Origin of the sequence: Pseudomonas fluorescens (assembly GCF_900215245.1) — a bacterium.
GTDB lineage: Bacteria > Pseudomonadota > Gammaproteobacteria > Pseudomonadales > Pseudomonadaceae > Aquipseudomonas > Aquipseudomonas fluorescens.
The window spans coordinates 1,296,724-1,315,104 of sequence record NZ_LT907842.1; the positions used below are offsets into that span (position 1 = coordinate 1,296,724).

18 protein-coding genes are annotated in these 18,381 nt (G+C 62.0%); 8 read left to right on the forward strand and 10 right to left on the reverse strand.

Annotated elements, in window-relative coordinates; genetic code table 11:
* Complete coding sequence (locus CPH89_RS06075; protein WP_053258142.1) at nucleotides 1–1,338, reverse strand: RNA helicase RhlE1; 1,338 nt, start codon at nucleotides 1,336–1,338, stop codon at nucleotides 1–3.
* Nucleotides 1,339–1,386: 48 nt separating this feature from the next.
* Entirely contained in the window at nucleotides 1,387–2,283 is an 897-nt protein-coding gene (yedA, locus tag CPH89_RS06080) for a drug/metabolite exporter YedA (protein WP_053258143.1), read from the reverse strand.
* A gap of 160 nt (nucleotides 2,284–2,443) precedes the next feature.
* On the opposite strand from yedA, the gene CPH89_RS06085 reads away from it, so the two are divergent.
* Nucleotides 2,444–2,905 (forward strand): Lrp/AsnC family transcriptional regulator, encoded by a 462-nt coding sequence (locus tag CPH89_RS06085; protein ID WP_053258144.1) that lies wholly within the window; start codon nucleotides 2,444–2,446, stop codon nucleotides 2,903–2,905.
* Nucleotides 2,906–3,187: 282 nt separating this feature from the next.
* Nucleotides 3,188–3,496, forward strand: a complete 309-nt coding sequence (locus tag CPH89_RS06090) for a DUF3077 domain-containing protein (protein ID WP_053258145.1) — start codon at nucleotides 3,188–3,190, stop codon at nucleotides 3,494–3,496.
* 139 nt (nucleotides 3,497–3,635) lie between these two features.
* Here the strand turns inward: CPH89_RS06090 and CPH89_RS06095 are convergent, their stop codons facing one another.
* From CPH89_RS06095 to CPH89_RS06105, 3 genes are all read right to left on the reverse strand, one after another.
* Complete coding sequence (locus tag CPH89_RS06095) at nucleotides 3,636–4,247, reverse strand: 3'-5' exonuclease (protein WP_053258146.1); 612 nt, start codon at nucleotides 4,245–4,247, stop codon at nucleotides 3,636–3,638.
* Between the two features lie 42 nt (nucleotides 4,248–4,289).
* Complete coding sequence (locus tag CPH89_RS06100) at nucleotides 4,290–4,766, reverse strand: LabA-like NYN domain-containing protein (RefSeq protein WP_053258147.1); 477 nt, start codon at nucleotides 4,764–4,766, stop codon at nucleotides 4,290–4,292.
* Between the two features lie 128 nt (nucleotides 4,767–4,894).
* A complete protein-coding gene (locus CPH89_RS06105; RefSeq protein WP_053258148.1) occupies nucleotides 4,895–5,668 on the reverse strand; it encodes a DUF2076 domain-containing protein in 774 nt (257 codons plus the stop codon).
* A 180-nt stretch (nucleotides 5,669–5,848) separates the two neighbouring features.
* Between CPH89_RS06105 and CPH89_RS06110 the strand changes: the two genes are divergently transcribed.
* A complete protein-coding gene (locus tag CPH89_RS06110) occupies nucleotides 5,849–6,508 on the forward strand; it encodes a YciC family protein (protein WP_053258282.1) in 660 nt (219 codons plus the stop codon).
* 40 nt (nucleotides 6,509–6,548) lie between these two features.
* Nucleotides 6,549–7,637, forward strand: a complete 1,089-nt coding sequence (locus CPH89_RS06115; RefSeq protein ID WP_053258149.1) for an endonuclease/exonuclease/phosphatase family protein — start codon at nucleotides 6,549–6,551, stop codon at nucleotides 7,635–7,637.
* Between the two features lie 137 nt (nucleotides 7,638–7,774).
* Here CPH89_RS06115 and hrpB read toward each other — a convergent pair whose 3' ends face one another.
* The gene (gene hrpB, locus CPH89_RS06120) at nucleotides 7,775–10,282 is read right to left on the reverse strand and encodes an ATP-dependent helicase HrpB (protein ID WP_053258150.1); all 2,508 of its coding nucleotides are present in this window, start codon (nucleotides 10,280–10,282) and stop codon (nucleotides 7,775–7,777) included.
* 252 nt (nucleotides 10,283–10,534) lie between these two features.
* On the opposite strand from hrpB, the gene CPH89_RS06125 reads away from it, so the two are divergent.
* A complete protein-coding gene (locus CPH89_RS06125; RefSeq protein ID WP_053258151.1) occupies nucleotides 10,535–10,954 on the forward strand; it encodes a hypothetical protein in 420 nt (139 codons plus the stop codon).
* A 15-nt stretch (nucleotides 10,955–10,969) separates the two neighbouring features.
* On the forward strand, nucleotides 10,970–11,863 hold the full coding sequence (locus tag CPH89_RS06130) for a cation diffusion facilitator family transporter (RefSeq protein WP_053258152.1): 894 nt from the start codon (nucleotides 10,970–10,972) through the stop codon (nucleotides 11,861–11,863).
* On the opposite strand, the gene CPH89_RS06135 is transcribed toward CPH89_RS06130, so the two are convergent.
* Nucleotides 11,860–12,948, reverse strand: coding sequence for a DUF6515 family protein (locus CPH89_RS06135; protein WP_053258153.1), 1,089 nt, complete (start codon nucleotides 12,946–12,948; stop codon nucleotides 11,860–11,862). The genes CPH89_RS06130 and CPH89_RS06135 overlap by 4 nt on opposite strands.
* Before the next feature lie 456 nt (nucleotides 12,949–13,404).
* Between CPH89_RS06135 and CPH89_RS06140 the strand changes: the two genes are divergently transcribed.
* Both CPH89_RS06140 and CPH89_RS06145 read left to right on the forward strand, forming a co-directional pair.
* The gene (locus CPH89_RS06140) at nucleotides 13,405–13,884 is read left to right on the forward strand and encodes an Lrp/AsnC family transcriptional regulator (RefSeq protein ID WP_003194418.1); all 480 of its coding nucleotides are present in this window, start codon (nucleotides 13,405–13,407) and stop codon (nucleotides 13,882–13,884) included.
* 204 nt (nucleotides 13,885–14,088) lie between these two features.
* Nucleotides 14,089–14,298: a DUF2788 domain-containing protein gene (locus CPH89_RS06145; RefSeq protein ID WP_025999909.1), complete on the forward strand. Its 210-nt coding sequence runs from the start codon at nucleotides 14,089–14,091 to the stop codon at nucleotides 14,296–14,298.
* Here CPH89_RS06145 and CPH89_RS06150 read toward each other — a convergent pair.
* The 3 genes from CPH89_RS06150 to CPH89_RS06160 all read right to left on the reverse strand — a co-directional run bounded on the left by CPH89_RS06150 (nucleotide 14,293) and on the right by CPH89_RS06160 (nucleotide 18,304).
* Nucleotides 14,293–14,928: a pseudouridine synthase gene (locus CPH89_RS06150; RefSeq protein WP_053258154.1), complete on the reverse strand. Its 636-nt coding sequence runs from the start codon at nucleotides 14,926–14,928 to the stop codon at nucleotides 14,293–14,295. The two genes, CPH89_RS06145 and CPH89_RS06150, sit on opposite strands and share 6 nt — an antisense overlap.
* A 71-nt stretch (nucleotides 14,929–14,999) precedes the next feature.
* Nucleotides 15,000–16,472 (reverse strand): AMP nucleosidase, encoded by a 1,473-nt coding sequence (amn, locus tag CPH89_RS06155; protein WP_162232034.1) that lies wholly within the window; start codon nucleotides 16,470–16,472, stop codon nucleotides 15,000–15,002.
* Between the two features lie 182 nt (nucleotides 16,473–16,654).
* Nucleotides 16,655–18,304: an acyl-CoA dehydrogenase family protein gene (locus tag CPH89_RS06160; RefSeq protein WP_053258156.1), complete on the reverse strand. Its 1,650-nt coding sequence runs from the start codon at nucleotides 18,302–18,304 to the stop codon at nucleotides 16,655–16,657.
* Nucleotides 18,305–18,381: the final 77 nt, after the last annotated feature.

An 18,381-nucleotide genomic window follows, 5' to 3' on the forward strand; every position in this document is an offset into this window, starting at 1 on the left:
TTATTTTTTCTTACGCGGCCCAGTGTTAAACACCGGCACCTTGCGCACCGGCTTAATCGACGGCTCAGCCGGCGCTACGTCGCCACTCTCCACCCACTTACCCAAATTGCGCTTACCGCCACCGCCACCCGACGCCTTAGGCTTCTTCGGTTTCTTCGGCTTCTTCACCACTTGCCCACTGGCGTCGGTATCCGGCACGCGGTGCTCAGGCTCGAAATCCGCTTCCATCTTGCGGGTCAAGGTCTGACGCGTGAGCATCTCGATGGCCGACAGCATGTTCACCTCATCGGCACACACCAGGGAAATCGCCTCACCGGTGTTACCTGCGCGGCCGGTGCGGCCGATACGGTGGATGTAATCCTCGGCCACGATCGGCAGGTCAAAGTTGACCACCAGCGGCAAGTCTTCAATATCCAACCCCCGCGCGGCCACGTCGGTGGCGACCAGAATCTGCACGTCGCTGGACTTGAAACGGTCCAGTGCACGCTGACGAGTGGCTTGGGGCTTGTCGCCGTGGATGCCATCGGCATTGATGCCCAGGCCCTGCAATTTATCCACCAGCGCATCCACGCCGTTACGGGTCTTGGCGAACACCAGCACCTGCTTCCAGCGGCCTTTGCGCATCAGGTGCACAAACAGCTCCGGCTTGCGCTTCTTGTCCACCGGCACCACCCATTGCTTCACGGTGTTGGCGGCGACGTTGCGCGGGCTGACTTCAACAGTCAGTGGGTCGTTGAGCATCTGCCCGGCCAGCAAGCGGATCTCATCGGAGAAGGTCGCGGAGAACAGCAAGGTCTGGCGCTTTTTCGGCAGCATGCGATAAATGTTGGCCAGCTCTTCGGAGAAGCCCAGGTCGAGCATGCGGTCGGCTTCATCCAGCACCAGGGTTTGCAGCTGATTGAGCTTCAGTGCGTTCTGGCGGAACAGGTCGATCAGGCGGCCAGGCGTGGCGACCAGAATGTCGACGCCCTTGCGCAGCTTCATCATCTGCGGGTTGATGCTCACGCCGCCATACACCGCGTAAGTGGTCAGCGGCAGGTGCTGGGCGTATTCGGCAACACTGGTGTGAACCTGCTCGGCCAGTTCACGGGTCGGGCACAGGATCAGCGCGCGCGCCGAGTTGGCAGCGACTTTCGGCCCTTCCATGGTCAGCAGTTGCAGCAGCGGCAGGGCGAAACCGGCGGTCTTGCCGGTGCCGGTCTGGGCCGCAGCCATCAGGTCGCGACCGGCCAGCACCGCCGGAATGGCTTGCGCCTGCACCGGCGTCGGGGTCTGGTAGCCAAGCGTCTCAAGGGCGCGCAGCAAGGGTTCGATCAGGCCAAGGGTGGCGAAAGTCATGTGTTTACCGTAGGAAAAATTCAGCGCATAGGCGTAATGCGCCGCAGTTTACCTTATTTCCGGCTTGGGCTTTCGCCACTGGGGCAGGCTGATCAACAGCACCGCGCTGATGATCACCAGCATGGCCAAGGCTTCTTCCATGCCGATGGTCTCGCCGACGAACACAATGCCCAACAACACGGCGACGGCCGGGTTCACATAGGCATAGCTGGTCGCCGCCGCCGGGCGCACGTGCTTGAGCAGGTACATATAGGCGTTGAAGGCGATGATCGAGCCAAACACGGCCAGATACGCCAAGGCCAGCCAGCCCTCAAGCGGCGGGATGGAATGCAGTCGCTCACCGGTCAGTGCACTGCCCACCAGCAACAACACACCCGCAATGATCATCTCGGCCGCGCTGGCCATGGCGCCCGGCGGCAGCGGCAAATGCCGGCTCCATACCGAACCGAAGGCCCAGGAAGCGGCAGCAAACAGCAACAACATGGCACCTGTCGGGCTCGATTGCAGGTTGGAGCCCATGTTGAGCATGGCGATGCCGATAATCCCCAGCACCACCCCGGCCCACTCCAGACGCGTATTACGCGCGCCCCAGAAATACCCGCACAACAAGGTGAACAACGGCACCGTCGCCACCGCCAGCGCGGCCACACCGGAGGCCACCCCGGTGTGTTCGGCCACCGTCACCGCGCCATTACCAAAGGTCAGCAGCAAAACGCCGATCTTGGCGGCCGCCTTCCACTGCACCCACGTCGGCGCAGGCGCCCCGCGCCAGCGCAAAAAGCCATACATCGCCAACCCCGCCACCAGGAATCGAATCCCGCCCAACATCAGCGGCGGCCAGTACTCCACGCCGATTCGAATCACCAGGTAGGTAGAACCCCAGATCACATACAACGCAAAAAAGGCGGCGATCAACGGTAAGGGAAAGCGACGTGGGCCAGGCATTGGGTAGCTCTGCGGCAGGGAACGGGAGGCTTATTCTAAAAAGGCAGCACGCTAAACATAAGTTACAAAACCTGTTTAAAGCGCCCATACACTTTTCAAAGCATGGTTATGAGGGCTATAACCCGTGGATTCGAAAGCCACGCATGACCGGAGCCTTATCATGGACAAATACGACCGCATGCTCCTCAGCGCCCTGCTCAAAGACGGCCGCGCTTCCTACGCCGAACTGGCCCGCACGGTAAACCTCTCCGCGCCGGCCGTGGCTGAACGCGTGGCCAAGCTGGAAGCCAGCGGCGTAATCACCGGGTATCAGGCCAAGGTGGACCTGTCCAAAATCGGCTTGCCGATCCAGTGCACGATCGAGCTGCGCTTGACCAACAACGGCAGCCAGAAGGTGTACGACGCATTGGCTGAAATCCCCGAACTAACCGAATGCCACCGGGTGACAGGCGACCCGTGCGTGATCATGCAGGCGGCAGTGGGCTCGATGCCGGAGTTGGAGAACCTGATCAACCGGGTGGCGAAGTTCGGGTTCAGCAAGACCTCGATTATTTTGTCCAGCGCGATAGAGCGGCGGGTGCCGTTGGGGCAGTTGGAGGCCAATGGGAAAAACGGCGGCTGATACACCGCCATCGCGGGCGAGCCCGCTCCCACAGTTGACCGAGTCGCCAGGCCTGGATGCAAGCTACTGTGGGAGATGGCTTGTCGGGTCGCCGCATCGCTGCGATGGCGTCAGCTGCGTCACCGCTTCCCGTTCTTTTGAAGGACATTTCCGAGCACCGTTTCATACCTTGTTCCGGCTGAATTCCGCCGCTAGTCTTCACCTCGTCATCGGCCCTTCGGTGACCGGAAGTGCAAGCCGAAATTGGCGGAAGGAGAGCGTCAAAAGTCCCGGAGATTCAACATGGTCAAAGCAACCTCTGCTTCAACTGATACCCAGACAAACTTCCTCAGCGAAGACGCCCTGCTCAACCGCCGAGCCATCGACTACTACCTCAAAGCTTCCGCCCCGGACGCGCCCAACTTTGTTCTAAATGACAACCTTAGCTTCGAAGACGCCCTCGCCCATGCGGCCGACTTGCTGCATTGCGCGGTGGAGACGGCGCACGGGTCGGCTGAAGCGATGAATGCGCAACAGCGAGCGGTGATGCATTTGGTGGGGATGGCGAAGGACGTGGTAGGTCGGGCGTTGGAGTGTGTGCAACCGCGATGAACACCGCATCACTCATGTGGGAGGGGGCTTGCTCCCGATTGCAGTGTGTCAGCCACTGGATGATTAGCGGACACACCGCGATCGGGAGCAAGCCCCCTCCCACATTTGAAACGTCGGTGTTCTTGGGCGGGTGGCCGGTTTAGAACCCGCGATGCTTCTTCAGGTGTTCATTGATCTTCGCCGCCGGCACTTTCTGCAAGGTGCACAGCAGGTCGTGGGACAGTTCTCGCAACCCATGCGTACCGCGCAATTGCTCGGCCAGGTGCGCGGTGAGGTTGGCCGCCATTTCCGCATCCGCCATCGCCCGGTGAGCCTTGCCGGTGTGGGGCAGTTGCGCGAAGGAATTCAACGTGCCGAGTTTGTGGTTCGGTGCCGCCGGCATCAAGCGACGGGCCAGCAGCAGCGAGCAGGCGAATTTTTGCAGGCGGGTGCGGCGGATCAGGCCCAGTTCGAAGTCCCAGAACTTCTGGTCGAACGCGGCGTTGTGCGCCAGCAATGGCGTGGTGCCCACGAACTCGTTGACTTCGTTCATCACCCGCTCGGCCGGTGGCGCGCTGCGCAACATGGCGTTGCTGATGCCGGTGAGTTGTTCAATAAAGCCCGGCACACGCACGCCGGCATTCATCAGGCTCTGGTAGCGGTCCACGATTTGGCCGCGCTCAAGGATCACCACCGCGATTTCCGTGGCCCGGCAGTGGCTGCTCGGGGTGATGCCGGTGGTTTCAAAGTCGATGACCGCTATACGTTCCAAACCTGTTCCAACTCCGTCTAACTATTTATTGAGCCGCTGCGCTTATTTGAGCAGCAGTGCGCCTTCGATCGGCACGTAGCGGCTGGCGGCGCGTATCAGCGAGTTGGCCGTCAGCCCTGGCACGCCGTAGGCCACGGCTTCGACGCCATGCTTTTGGATGATGCGGTCGAGCAGCATGTCGAAATCACCGTCGCCGGAGGCCAGCACCACTTCGTCGACGTGGTCGGCGGCATCCATGATGTCGAGGGTGATGCCCACGTCCCAGTCGCCCTTGGCCGAGCCATCGGCGCGCTGGATGTACGGCTTGAGTTTTACCGTAAAGCCCAGGTTGCGCAGGATCTGCTGGAATTGCTGCTGCTTGCTGTCGCCACGGTCGATGGCATACGCATACGCCTCGACGATCTGCCCGCGCGCGCTGATGTCAGCCCACAGGGCGGCGTAATTGAAGTGGCAGCCATACGCCTGGCGCACGGTGTAGTAGAGGTTTTGTACATCGGCGAACACCGCAATTTTCTTCACCGCACTTCCCCATGGCTGCCGCTTGGACCTCGAACGCGAAGGCCCGCAAAGGCGCCAGTATGCCAGCCATGGGAAAGTTTCAGCGAAAAATCAGCCCGGGGCGACGAAGCGCCCCGGTTGAGTGCGGCTCAGACGAAGGAGTCGTCGTCGCCAAACGAGGAGGAATCGTCGGAATAGTCGTTGTCGGCGAAGCTGTCGGAGCCGTTGTCGCTGCCCCAGTTGTCATTGCCGGCAAACTTCTGGTCGTCGTTGCCCCAGTTACTGTTGTCACTGGCGGGCGCCGGTTCTTCGCGGATGATTTCTTCCACGACTTGCGGCTGTTGCGAGTTGTGGTTGAACAGGCTGCTGATGCCTTCGGCCAGCATTACGCCACCCGCGACACCGGCGGCGGTTTTCAGCGCGCCGCCGAGGAAGCCACTGCCGATGGGCGCTGCTGGCGCCTGTTGCGGCTGTTGATAGTTCTGCTGCGGCGCACCGTAGTTCTGCTGTTGCGGCGCGGGCTGGCCGAACGAGGGCCGCGCCGGCTCACGCCAGCCGCCACCGGAAGACGCCGGGGCGCTTTGCGCAGGCTGGGCGTCACGCGAACTGCCGCCGCCAAAGATGCTCGACAGGAACCCCCCGCTGCTCTGCGCAGGTTGCGCCGCCTGGGATTTGGCCTGCTGCAATTCGTCCTGCAATTGCTGGATCTGCTGCGCCTGTTGCTTGTTCTGCGCGTCGAGACTCTTGATCGCGTGCTCTTGCACCAGAATCGACTGGGTCATGTAGTACCCGGCGGCCGGTTGGCGAGTCATGTGCTCCTTGATCCGCGCTTCGGCCAGGGCGTCGCGGGGGGCTGAGTCCGTTTCGGCTTGCTGCAACCGTGAAAACAGTCCATCGATCAGGGTTTGCTCTTCGCTGTTCATGGCGACCTCGTTAGATTGCCGGTAGAAATCATGGGCTTGCCCAGGGTCAGGCACGCTACGTAACAGTAATGGGGCTGTTACTAGACGTTTCAATGGTCTTTACGAAAGGTTTACGTTTGCTCACCTCTCGTCATGATCGGTTAAAGTGTCGGCCTTGCTTTTCGGCCTGTGATGAACCTGATGAATCCGTTAGACGTATTGCGCGACTCCTTCCGTTTCACCCAACGCAACCTGGGCGCCATCGTCCAGCTGTGCCTGCCGCTGGTGATTCTCGAAGCCCTGCTGCAACAGGTGCTCGACCACACGCTGGGCCCGGATGCCTTTCCCGGCTACAGCGTGGTGGTGGGGTTGTTGGTGTACCCGCTGTACACGGGCGCCTTGATCCTGTTTCTGGACGCGCGCACCCGTGGCGAGTCGCCGCGCACTAAAGATGTGTGGGCCATGGCCCTGACCCTGTGGCCACGCTTCGCCCTGCTCACGGCTATCAGCACGCTGCTGATTCTGCTTGGCCTGTCGTTGTATTTCCTGCCGGGCCTGTGGCTGATGGTGGTGCTCGCGTTTGCCGAGTACCTGCTGGTGCTGCGCGGCCTGTCGGCGCTGGAGGCGATGAAGGAAAGCTTTCGCCTGACTCGCGGGCACTTCTGGCGAATTCTGGTGTGCCTGCTGTGCGTGATGACGCCCCTGTGGCTGCTCAAGGGCGCCAGCGTGGCGGCGTATCCCGATCCCGCGCCGCTGCTGGGCGTACTGATCGACAGCGCCCACAGCTTTCTGCAACTGTTTACCAGTGTGGTGCTGTTCCGTTTATTCATGTTGATCGGTGGCGATGCCGACGCACGGTGATATGCTCCGTGCCACCTCTGAAACGCTATAAGCCGAGCCAATGACCCGTTTATTGCGCATCACCCTGTTGAGCCTCTTGATCATCGCGGGCCTGCTCACAGCCCTGATCTACAGCCTGACCTGGCGCCCTGCCGACAAGGAAACCCTGCCCGTCAGCTGTGTCGCGCCCCGTGCGCCGACCCTGCTGCCCGGGCAAGCGCTCAAGGTCATGACCTGGAACGTGCAATACCTGGCCGGCAAGAACTACGTGTTCTGGTACGACACCGCCGACGGCAGCGGCCCGGACGACCGCCCGACCGTGGAAGACATGGCCTCAAGCCTGGATGAAGTGGCGCGGGTGATCCGCGACGAACACCCCGACATCCTGCTGTTGCAGGAACTCGACGAAGGCGCCAAATCGTCGCACTACCAGGACCAGGTGGCCTTGCTTCAGGAACGCTTGGTCGACCTCTACCCGTGCAGCGCCCAGGCCTTCGACTGGAAAGCCGACTTTGTGCCCAACCTGCATATCTTCGGCAGCGTCGGCCGCAAACTGGTGACCCTGAGCCGTTACCAGATCGAACACGCCGAACGCCTGCAACTCCCGGTGTCGCCGGCCAACTTTATCAGCCGCCAGTTCCAACCCAGACCGGCCTTGTTGCTGACCTATTTGCCGCTGAGCGATGGCGGCCAACTGGCGGTGCTCAATACCCGGCTGGATGGCAACATGCCTGGGCGGTCAGCAGTGCAAGCGCAAGCGAAAGCCACGGTGAAGCTGCTGGATAAGTTCGAAGGCCGTGGCACGCCATGGCTGATCGGCGGGGACTTCAACTTGCTGCCACTGGGGCAATTCCTGCGCCTGGACGCGGTTAAGCGCGGCCAGTATTCGCCGGACAGTGAGCTGCATTTGCTGTGGGACAAGTACCCGATGATCCCGAGTAACAGTGAATCCAGCGGGATTGATCGTGAGAAATGGCTGACAAACTTCCCGAATGACCCCAGCGTAGAAGGGCCGGATCGTACGCTCGACTATCTGTTCTACAGCCCACGCATCAAGCGGGTGGAAGCCAAAGTACGCCAGGAAGACACGCTGCGCATCTCCAATCACTTGCCGGTGATTGCCCGCTTCCTGCTGCCGGCTGCGCAATAACCAACACCTCAAACCCTGTAGAAAGCGGGCTTGTGTGGGAGCTGGCTTGCCTGCGATAACATCGCCTCGGTGAACCAGATAGACCGAGTCGTCTGTATCGCAGGCAAGCCAGCTCCCACATTTGATCTCCACACGACCTACTTGCGGGGTTTGATCCGGGCGGTTGGTTCGGCCACCAACGGGTCATCCGGCCAGTAATGCTTCGGATAACGCCCCTTCAAATCCTTCTTCACCTCGACATACGTGCTGCGCCAGAAGTTCGCCAGGTCCTGCGTCACCTGCACCGGCCGTCGCGCCGGGGACAGCAGGTGCAGCTTGACCACCTGGCGCCCACCGGCAATGCGCGGGGTGTCCGCCAGGCCGAACAACTCCTGCAAGCGCACCGCCAGAATCGGCGGCTGTTCGCTGTAGTCCAAACGTACCGAGGAGCCCGACGGCACTTTCACATGCTGCGGCGCCAGCTCGTCCAGGCGTTGGGGCAGCGGCCACGGCAGCAGGTTGTGCAGGAAGCTGGAAATATCCAGGTTGGCGAAATGGCTCAGGCGCGAGACTTTGCCCAGATACGGCATCAGCCAGTGTTCCAGGCTGGCAAGCAACGCCGTGTCACTGATGTCGGGCCATTCGCTGGTTTTACCGGCGTCCAGGTGGCGCAGCAGCATCACGCGGGCCTGCCATTGGCGCAGTTCAGGCGTCCACGGCAGCAGCTCCAGGCCTTTGCGGCGCACGAGGTTAACCAGCGCCTGGCTGCGGGCAGACTCGTCGAGGCCGGTCAGCGGTTCACGGCTCAGCACCAGTTCGCCGACTTTGCGCTGGCGTTCAGCACGCAGCACGCCTTCGCGTTCGTCCCAATCCAACTGGTCAACGTTGCGCACTTGCTCGGCGAGCACCGTGTCGAACAGCGCCGGATCGAAGTCCGCCGCGAGGTAGATGCGTTCTTCGCGCTGGCCCTGCCGGCTGCCGAGGTCGGCGATCACCAACCAGGGTTGTTTCATCAAGCTGTCGGCGTCCGCGAACAGCGCGGCGCGGCCGTTGGCCAGGCGGTATTCGGCGCCACCGGGGCGACGTTGCTGGGCGACGCGGTCCGGGTAGGCCAGCGCCAGCAAGGCACCGAGCCAGCGCGGGTGGTCGGGATCGGCCACGGCTTGAGTCGCCGTGCCCCTTAAGTAGCTGCGGTATTGCCGCGCCAGTTGCTTGGCCCGCTGCACGCCAGCTTGGGTGCCACGTGCGCGTTCTTCGCCGGACATCAAGGCCAGGCGGCTGTGCAAATCGGCGCCGCCACCGCGCAAGATATCCCGCTCACCTAACAGCGCGGCGACATCACACGCAGTCGACGCCAGCCCCAAATCCTGCCCGCGCAGCAGCAGATGGGCGATACGCGGATGGGCCGGCAACTCGGCCATTTTCTGGCCATGGGTGGTGAGTTGTTCGTCATTCAAGGCACCGAGGCGCACCAGCAGGTCCTGGGCCTGGGCATACGCGGCAGTCGGCGGCGCATCCAGCCACACCAACTGCGTGGGTGTGACGCCCCAGCGCGCTAACTGCAAGGCCAGGCCGGCGAGGTCGGCGGCGAGGATTTCCGCGCTGCCGTACGCAGCCAGACCTTCGTGCTGGTCCTCGGACCACAGGCGATAACACACGCCCGGCTCCAGCCGCCCTGCCCGGCCGGCGCGCTGAGTAGCACTGGCACGGGAGATGCGTTGGGTGTCGAGGCGGGTCATGCCGCTGCCCGGGTCGAACCGCGGCACCCGCGCCAGCCCGGCGTCGATCACCACGCGCACACCGTTGATGGTCAGGCTGGTTTCGGCGATGTTGGTGGCCAGCACAACCTTGCGTTTACCCGCCGGTGCCGGGTCGATGGCCGCGCGCTGGGCATTAAGGTCGAGCTCGCCATGCAGTGGGCAGAGCAGGACATCACTGCGATCCCCCAAAGCGTCAGCCAGTTGCTGGTTAACCCGGCGAATCTCCGCTTGCCCCGGCAGGAACACCAGAATGCTGCCGGTTTGGTCATGCACAGCCTCAAGGATGGTCTGCACCACGCGCGGCTCGATAAATTCACCGGCCTGGTACGGCCGCCCCCAGCGCATCTGCACCGGGAACATGCGCCCTTCACTGCGCAGGATCGGCGCGTCATCCAGCAGCCCGGCCAGGCGCTCGCCTTCGAGGGTGGCGGACATCAGCAGGATTTTCAGCGGCTGTTCATCGCGAAACAGGTCGCGGCCGTTCAGGCTCAGGGCCAGCGCCAGGTCGGCGTCGAGGCTGCGCTCGTGGAATTCGTCGAAGATCAGCAGGCCCACGCCCTCCAGCGCCGGGTCGTCCTGCAGGCGGCGGGTGAGGATGCCTTCGGTGACCACTTCGATGCGCGTCGTGGGGCCGACCTTGCTGTCGAGGCGGATACGATAACCAACGGTTTCGCCGACCTTTTCGCCCAGCTCACTGGCCAGGCGTTCGGCGGCCGCGCGCGCGGCGAGACGGCGGGGTTCGAGCATCAGGATGGTTTGCCCCGCCAGCCATGGCTCGTTCAACAAGGCCAAGGGCACGCGGGTGGTTTTACCGGCGCCGGGCGGCGCTTCCAGCACGGCTTCATGGCGATTCGCCAAGGCGTCACGCAGGGCAGGTAAAACATCATCAATCGGCAACGAATTCATACTGGCTCCAAAGCAGAGCGGCGAGTATAACGGCGAACTGCCGGATGCCGGTGGTGGTCTCAAAGACACCACTGGCTTCGAAGATAAAAACGGTCAACGGTGGGAGCGGGCTTGCTCGCGAACACAATCTGTCAGTCGACGAATATGTTTCTGAACGACCGCATTCGCGAGCAAGCCCACTCCCACATTGGATAGTCGTCGTCGCGTGGATCTGGCTTATAGTCACCTTTCAACCGTGTTCAGGAGAATTTTATGCGTATCGCTTCCCGTGTCATCGGCGGTGTCCTCGCCGTCACCCTGCTGAGCCAACTCACGGCCTGCGGTTCGATTTTCTACCCCGACCGCCGTGGCCAGATCGACGGCAAGATCGACCCGGCGATTGCCGTGCTCGATGCCGTTGGCCTGCTGTTTTATGTGATCCCGGGGTTGATCGCATTCGGCGTCGACTTCGCCACCGGCGCGATCTATTTCGAGCCAGGCAAAACCGCGCAAGTCGCGCCAGAGAAGTTGCATGAAGCCATTGGTGCCGACGGCAAAGTCGACAACGCCAAGCTGCAAACCATCATCCAGAAAGAAACCGGTCACACCCTGCCGCTGGATGACCCGCGCATGATCCAGTTCAAGGGCAGCGTGCAACAACTCGCGTCCCTGGGCCTGCAACCTGCCGCTTGAGGATTCGACCCGCCTATGACCAGCAGCCCCGAACACGCAAGGCTCTTGCGCCTGGCCACCCGCGCTTCGGTGGGCGTGGCCTGTGCGCTGATTATCACCAAGGCCATCGCCTGGTGGCTCAGTGGCTCGGTGAGTATGCTCGCCGGGTTGACCGACTCACTGCTCGACGGCGTGACGTCGCTGCTGAATCTGCTGGCGGTGCATTACGCACTGCGCCCGGCCGATGACGATCACCGCTATGGGCATGGCAAGGCGGAATCACTGTCGGGCATGGCTCAAGCACTGTTTATCGCCGGCAGTGCGCTGCTGATTGCGTACCAGGCGTACCAGCGTTTGCAGCATCCTGAACCGGTCGGCGCACCGTGGTTGAGCATCGGCGTGATCGTGTTTTCACTGGTGATGACCGTGGCGTTGCTGATGCTGCAACACCGCGTGATTCGCGAAACCGGCTCCAACGCGGTGCGTGCCGACTCGTTGCATTACCGCTCGGACTTGATGCTCAACGGCAGCATCCTGGTGGCCTTGGTGTTGGCCGGTTTTGGTTTCCATCAAGTCGACGCGTGGTTCGGCCTGGGAATTGCCGTCTACATTTTGTGGAGTGCGATCCAGATCGCCCGGGAAAGCTTTGCGGTGTTGATGGACGAGGAACTGCCGCCGGACGTCAGCCAGCACATGCTGGAACTGGCGCGTGGCGTCCCCGGCGTGCTGGGTGCCCATGATTTACGCACGCGGATCTCCGGCAGCCATTGGTTTGTGCAACTGCATCTGGAATTGCCCGGCGAATTGACGCTGTCAGTGGCCCATGGCATCAGCGACCAGGCCGCCGATGCCATTCACAAAGCCTACCCTCGGGCCGAAGTGCTGGTGCACGCCGACCCGCGGGAAGTCGTCACGGGCGCCAAGGCCTAATACTGCACCTGATAGCCGCGACTGGTCAGGCAGTTACCCTGGGCCTGGCGGTAGGTTTGCACCACCGCCGGGGCCGGGGCGTAGGAGACCGCCTGCGGATCGAAACCACTTTGCTGCACCGCCCAGCGATAACAGTCGTAGCCATCCTGCTGCACCTGGGCCGGTGATTGGCCGTTCGCCGGATAGGCGACCACGTCATAACCATTGCCTTGCGGTGCGGGTTGCGGCGCCGGCACTTCTGTCGGCGGTTGCACCACCACGTACTGCTGGGTACTGCTTTCGTAGGTGTAATAGGCACCGGCGGCGAGGAAAAACAGCGCGCTGCCCACCCACACTTCCCGCGCATAGTCCGGCAGGTACTGCACACGGATGCCGTAGGGCGGCGTCACCACCACGTAACGCGGGCCTTGCGGGCGATACCAGTAGCCGCCAGAGAAGAAGTAATCCTGGCCACGGTAGGGCACGCGGTAGTTACGGTCGGGGAAGCGATCAACCATATGGCCGGGGCGATATTGCGGCCCCGGGCCCCAGCCGTTGCCGTGCCCATCAGGGCGACCTGGCCAGCGGTTGTCATTGGGGTGGCCATTGAAGCCGCCACCTGGGCGTGCGCCATTCCCTGCCTGCCAATGCGGGTTGCCGTCGTTGCGGCGCGGGATGTCCTGATAGTTGCCCTGGCGCGGCTCCTGGGTTTGCCGAACCGTGTCCGGGCGACCTTGAATCGGCAGATTATTCGCCGGTTGCGGTGCTGGCCGAGGCGGCTCGGCACCTTGCGGGCGACCTTGCCACTGCCCGCCGCCGTGCGGCGGTTGCTCGGCGCGATCAAAGTGCTGGTTCTGCGGGCGCGGCGGATGGTTCTCGAACTGTGGGTTCTGTGGCCGCGGCTGGTTATTCTCCGGGCGCGGTTGATTGTTCTGCGGGCGCGGTGGGTTATTTTGCGGGCGCGGCTGTTCGTTACCTTGCCGCCCGCCTTCCGGGCCTCTTTCATGCTGACCGCCGCCTTCTGAGCGCGGGTCGTCGGCCATCACTTGCGTGCCGACGGTGACCATCAGCAAACCTACACCTGCCATACGCCAGATGCGCTTCATGCTATTCCTCACTGCGGATTAGGGCCTCGAGTGTCCGGCCTCATAGTATGAGACTGGAAAAGCCTCACCCGGTTCTGAGACAGGTTATCAGTCACGAGAACTTTGTTTGCAGATAAAGAGAGGCAGGTAAAACCCACGCAAAAGAAAAGGGGTGACCCGTCGGCCACCCCTTGAGAATTTCGTCCTGGCTCAACGCTTTTGACGTTGGCTCACCTCACGCCGTCTTGTGGACAGTGTGCAGCCTGGAGGCCGGCTCAACCCTGCTGGGGTGGCGGCCGCAGCGGGCCTGATTGGGCTGGCTGCAGTGGACTGTTGTCCAGGCGGTGATTCTGTTGGTAATCATAGGCCCGACGCGCCGATAGATGATTGCGAAGATTGCGTCAATAAACAGTGCTTGCGCAATTTTTAACCCTTCATAGATAATTCGCCGCAATAGTTACGACAAAGGCCAACCCAATGAGCAAGCTTGACCGATACGACCTGAGTATTTTGGCGGAATTGCAGCGCGACGCGAGGATCTCCAACCAGGAGTTGGCCGAACGCATCGGCTTGTCGCCGTCGCCCTGCTCGCGCCGGGTCAAGCAGTTGGAAGATGACGGCTACATCGCACGCCAGGTCGCCCTGCTCGACCGCAAGATGCTCGGTTTGAGCCTCACGGCCTATGTGCTGATCGGCATGGACCGCCACACGCCCGAGCGGTTCGAGAACTTTGAAGCCGCGATTCGCACGCTGCCGCAAGTGCTGGAATGCAGTCTGGTGACCGGGATGGATGCTGACTATCAGTTGAAAGTGGTGGTGCCGGACATGGATCACTATCAAAAACTGCTGCTGGGCCACCTCACCCGCATTGAAGGCGTGACCAGCGTGCGCTCCAGCTTTGTGCTCAACCAGGTATTGAACAGCACCGAGCTGCCGCTGACGCACCTGCGTACCTGATCTCAAACACACTGAAGATCCCCTGTGGGAGCGGGCTTGCTCGCGAATGCGGTCTGTCAGTTAATGAATAGGTGGCTGACCCACCGCATTCGCGAGCAAGCCCGCTCCCACATTTGGACTGCACTTCGACTCAGGTCAATATTGCGTCTGTAACGCTGCCGTATACTTGCCCGCCTGCCCTGTCGGAAAAAGCCCATGAACAACATCGACCCTGCCCTGTTTGAAGAATGGATGATGACCGGCCTGGTCACCATTCTGATCATTTTCATGGGTTTTATCGTCTGGGACCTGGCGAAGAAGTCCAAAGCCGGGCGCTTTGGCTCGTTCATTCTGTTTTTTGTGCTGGGCCTGGGCGTGGCAGCGTTCATCATCAAAAGCGTGGTGATCGGCCTGATCGAGTCCGGCGCGCTATAACCGCGCCGGCACTTCCTTCCATTGGCCTTGATCCAGGCCATCAATCGACCACTCGCCGATACGCACGCGCACCAGGCGCAAGGTCGGCAAGCCCACCGCAGCGGTCATGCGCCGTACCTGGCGGTTACGCCCTTCGCGAATCACCAGCTCCAGCCAGTGCGTCGGCACGCTTTTACGGAACCGTACCGGCGGGTTGCGCGGCCATAGCTCGGGCTCCTCCAATTGCCGAGCTTCGGCGGGCAAGGTCATGCCGTCGTTAAGCTCCACGCCGTCACGCAGGCGTTGCAGTTGCTCTTCGGTGGGCTCGCCTTCGACTTGCACCCAATAGGTTTTCGCCAGCTTGTGCTTGGGGTCGGCAATCCGCGCCTGCAGTTGGCCATCGTTGGTCAACAGCAACAGGCCTTCGCTGTCACGGTCCAGGCGGCCTGCCGGGTAGATGCCGGGGATGTCGATAAAATCCTTGAGGGTCGCGCGCCCGCCTTCGTCGCTGAACTGGGTCAGCACGTCGAACGGTTTATTGAACAGCACCAACTTCGGCTCGGCCGGTGGCGCTTTGGCGACACGACGCGCTGCGGAGTAAGGCGGTTTCACGCCAGGGCGGCGCGAATCGGGACGGGAGGGACGGGACATGGCAAAGGAACATCTAACGGTCAGGACCGACAATGCTAGTGGCCTGACCGTTAAATGACCATCCCAACCGCTTAGCGGAACGGCGGTTCGTCGAAACTGCGCAGTTTGCGCGAGTGCAGCGAGTTGAGTTCGGTGCGCAACAGGTCCACCGCCTCGATGCCGATCTTCAAGTGCTGGCTGACCGCACGTTCATAGAACGCGTTGGCCGAACCCGGCAGCTTGATTTCGCTGTGCAGTGGTTTGTCCGAAACACACAGCAACGTGCCGTACGGCACCCGCAAGCGATAACCCTGGGCGGCGATGGTGCCGCTTTCCATGTCCACGGCCACCGCGCGGGACAAGTTGATCAGCGGCCGTTCCTGGGCCCAACGCAGCTCCCAGTTACGATCGTCGTAGGTCAGCACGGTGCCGGTGCGCAGGCGTTTTTTCAGCTCTTCGCCTTTTTCGCCGGTGACATTCGCCGCCGCTTGCTGCAAGGCCATCTGCACTTCGGCCAGGGCCGGGATCGGGATGTTCGGCGGTACCACGCGGTCGAGAATCCCGTCGCGGCGCATATAGGCGTGGGCCAGTACGTAGTCGCCGATGGTCTGGGATTGGCGCAGGCCGCCGCAATGACCAATCATCAGCCAGCAATGTGGGCGCAGCACCGCAAGGTGGTCAGTGATGTTTTTTGCGTTGGACGGGCCGACGCCGATATTCACCAACGTCACGCCGTGGCCGTCAGTGGCCTGCAGGTGATAGGCCGGCATCTGATAACGATGCCAGACCACGCCGGCAGCAATTGCCGACGCTTCGCCGTGATCCATGCTCTTGTCGATGATCACGTTGCCCGGCAGCACCATGCGGATAAACCGTGGGTCGCTGCGCAGTTGCTCCAGGCCATGCAGGATGAACTGGTCAACATAGCGGTGGTAGTTGGTCAGCAGGATCCACGGCTGCACATGGCGCCAGTCACTGCCGGTGTAGTGCACCAGGCGGCGCAGGGAAAAGTCCACGCGGGCGGCATCGAACAGCGCAAGCGGCAGCGGGTCGGTGTTTTCCCAGTCGTAGAGGCCGTCGGCAATGCCATCGGTGGCGGCGGACAAATCGGTGCTGGGGAACACGCGCGCCAGGGTCGCGGCAGTCACGCCGGAGCCAGCCAATTCGTCGCCCTGCTCCACCACATACGGGTAGGGAATGTTCTGCTGGCTGACGCCGACTTCCACCGTCACGGTGAAGTCGTGCATCAGCGGCACCAGTTGCTCCAACAGGTATTTACGGAATGCCGCCGGATGGGTAACGGTAACGCTGTAGGTCCCCGGCAGCTGGACTTTGGCATACGCGCGGGTGGTCTGTGGGACTTCGCCGTGGCAGTGGTAGGTCAGGCGCAGTTCAGGATAGCGGAACAGTGCGCGTTGTTCGGCATCGGGTTCGACGCGGTCCTTGAGGTATTGCTTGAGGGCTTGATTGAGCGCGCCGGTAGCACGCTCATGAAGAGCCGCCAGCCGATCCACGGCTTCTTCAGCGGTTTGAACGACAACAAAAGCTTCGGTCACGGTAAGCATCCTGTGTTCTGACGTGCAGACCTTTATCTTGCCTGTATCCCGGCCTCACTGAAACAGTGGAATTGGATTGCGATCAATGTGGGAGCGGGCTTGCTCGCGAATACGGTCTTTCAGTTGCTGAATAGGCGACTGATACAGCGCATTCGCGAGCAAGCCCGCTGCCACATTTTGAGCGAGTTTAGTCAGCGGTTTGGGGTCGAGCGGGCGACAATCGCCTCAACATTCACACCGCGCGGCAAAGTGCCGTACACCCGACCGGACGACTCGCCCAGTCGGCTGGCAATAAAACCATCACTGACCGCCGCATTCCCGGCCTCCAGCAACAGCTTGGCCTGCAACGCCACGGCAATGTCCTCCGTCAATTGGCGCGCACGGTACTGGATATCCTGAGTGTCCATGAAGGCCGACTTCAACGCTTCGATGTGCCGCGCCACGTGTTTGTCGCCATGCCCACTCCCCAACTCGACAAACAGTGCCTCCAGCACACCCGGCTCTTTGGACAGCGCCCGCAGCACGTCCAGGCACTGAACATTGCCGGAGCCTTCCCACGTCGAATTCACCGGCGCCTCCCGGTACAAGCGCGGCAGAATGCTGTCCTCAACATAGCCCGCGCCGCCCATGCACTCGGCGGCCTCGTTGATCATCGCCGGCGCGCGCTTGCAGATCCAATACTTGCCCACCGCCGTCACCAGCCGGGCGAATTTGGCTTCCTGCTCGTTATCAAGATGATCCAGCGCGCGGCCCATGCGCATGCTCAGGGCCAGCGACGCTTCACTTTCCAGGGCCAGGTCGGCCAGCACGTTCTGCATCAGTGGCTGTTCACTGAGGACGCGGCCGCCGACCAAACGATGGGCACAATGATGGCTGGCCTGGGTCAGCGCCTGACGCATCAACGCGCTGGAGCCCACCATGCAATCGAAACGGGTCATCGCGACCATTTCGATGATGGTCGGCACACCACGGCCCTCTTCGCCGATCATCCAGGCCAGGGCGCCACGAAACTCCACTTCGCTGGAGGCGTTGGAGCCGTTGCCGAGTTTGTTTTTCAAGCGCTGGATGTAGAACTCGTTGCGTGTGTCATCCGGGCGGTGCCGGGGGAGCAGGAAACAGGTCAGGCCTTTGTCGGTCTGGGCCAGGGTCAGGAACCCGTCGCACATCGGCGCCGAGCAGAACCACTTGTGCCCCACCAGTTCATAGGCTTGGCCAGGGCCGCCCGCGCCCACGGGGTAAGCACGCGTGGTATTGGCGCGCACGTCTGTGCCGCCTTGTTTCTCGGTCATGGCCATGCCAATGGTGGCGCCGGCTTTGTGGGCGATACCGACGTTGCGCGGGTCGTATTCGGTGTTGAGGATTTTCGGCAGCCAGGTCTGCGCCAGATCCGGTTGCAGGCGCAGCGCCGGGACGCAGGCGAACGTCATGGTCAGCGGGCAACCGGTGCCGGCTTCGGCCTGGCTGTGCAGGTACGTCATGGCGGCGCGGGCCACATGCGCGCCCGACTGCGGATGGGCCCAGGGCAGCGACGGCAGGCCATGCTCGACGGCCGTGCGCATCAGTTCGTGATACGCCGGATGAAACTCCACCAGGTCAATACGATGGCCATAACGGTCATGGCTGTTGAACACCGGTTTGTTCTGATTCGCCAGGAACCCGGCCGCCATCAGTGGCCCACCCGCCAGCGCGCCATACGCGTCGATACGCGCCTCGGCCCAGCCGGCGCCATAGCGGCGCGACCACTCTTGCAGCGGCAGGTCGATGCGGTACAGGTTGGTGCCGTCCAGGGACGGCGGCTGGTTGGTGACGTCGTGGGTTTCGGCGAACTGATGCAGGTTCATGACGGGCCTCCTGGAAAAGGCCACGTGCATTGAGGCCTGGATTTCAGTTAAGCACCGTCATCCGGCTTAAAAAAGTG

Bases quoted from the DNA above. Each gene is read 5' to 3' on its own strand.
- CPH89_RS06150 (WP_053258154.1), bottom strand. From the start codon at position 14,928: ATGTCCCGTCCCTCCCGTCCCGATTCGCGCCGCCCTGGCGTGAAACCG.
- CPH89_RS06085 (WP_053258144.1), top strand. From the start codon at position 2,444: ATGGACAAATACGACCGCATGCTCCTCAGCGCCCTGCTCAAAGACGGC.
- hrpB (WP_053258150.1), bottom strand. From the start codon at position 10,282: ATGAATTCGTTGCCGATTGATGATGTTTTACCTGCCCTGCGTGACGCC.
- amn (WP_162232034.1), bottom strand. From the start codon at position 16,472: ATGCTTACCGTGACCGAAGCTTTTGTTGTCGTTCAAACCGCTGAAGAA.
- CPH89_RS06135 (WP_053258153.1), bottom strand. From the start codon at position 12,948: ATGAAGCGCATCTGGCGTATGGCAGGTGTAGGTTTGCTGATGGTCACC.
- yedA (WP_053258143.1), bottom strand. From the start codon at position 2,283: ATGCCTGGCCCACGTCGCTTTCCCTTACCGTTGATCGCCGCCTTTTTT.
- CPH89_RS06140 (WP_003194418.1), top strand. From the start codon at position 13,405: ATGAGCAAGCTTGACCGATACGACCTGAGTATTTTGGCGGAATTGCAG.
- CPH89_RS06115 (WP_053258149.1), top strand. From the start codon at position 6,549: ATGACCCGTTTATTGCGCATCACCCTGTTGAGCCTCTTGATCATCGCG.
- CPH89_RS06110 (WP_053258282.1), top strand. From the start codon at position 5,849: ATGAATCCGTTAGACGTATTGCGCGACTCCTTCCGTTTCACCCAACGC.
- CPH89_RS06105 (WP_053258148.1), bottom strand. From the start codon at position 5,668: ATGAACAGCGAAGAGCAAACCCTGATCGATGGACTGTTTTCACGGTTG.
- CPH89_RS06160 (WP_053258156.1), bottom strand. From the start codon at position 18,304: ATGAACCTGCATCAGTTCGCCGAAACCCACGACGTCACCAACCAGCCG.
- CPH89_RS06090 (WP_053258145.1), top strand. From the start codon at position 3,188: ATGGTCAAAGCAACCTCTGCTTCAACTGATACCCAGACAAACTTCCTC.
- CPH89_RS06130 (WP_053258152.1), top strand. From the start codon at position 10,970: ATGACCAGCAGCCCCGAACACGCAAGGCTCTTGCGCCTGGCCACCCGC.
- CPH89_RS06125 (WP_053258151.1), top strand. From the start codon at position 10,535: ATGCGTATCGCTTCCCGTGTCATCGGCGGTGTCCTCGCCGTCACCCTG.
- CPH89_RS06075 (WP_053258142.1), bottom strand. From the start codon at position 1,338: ATGACTTTCGCCACCCTTGGCCTGATCGAACCCTTGCTGCGCGCCCTT.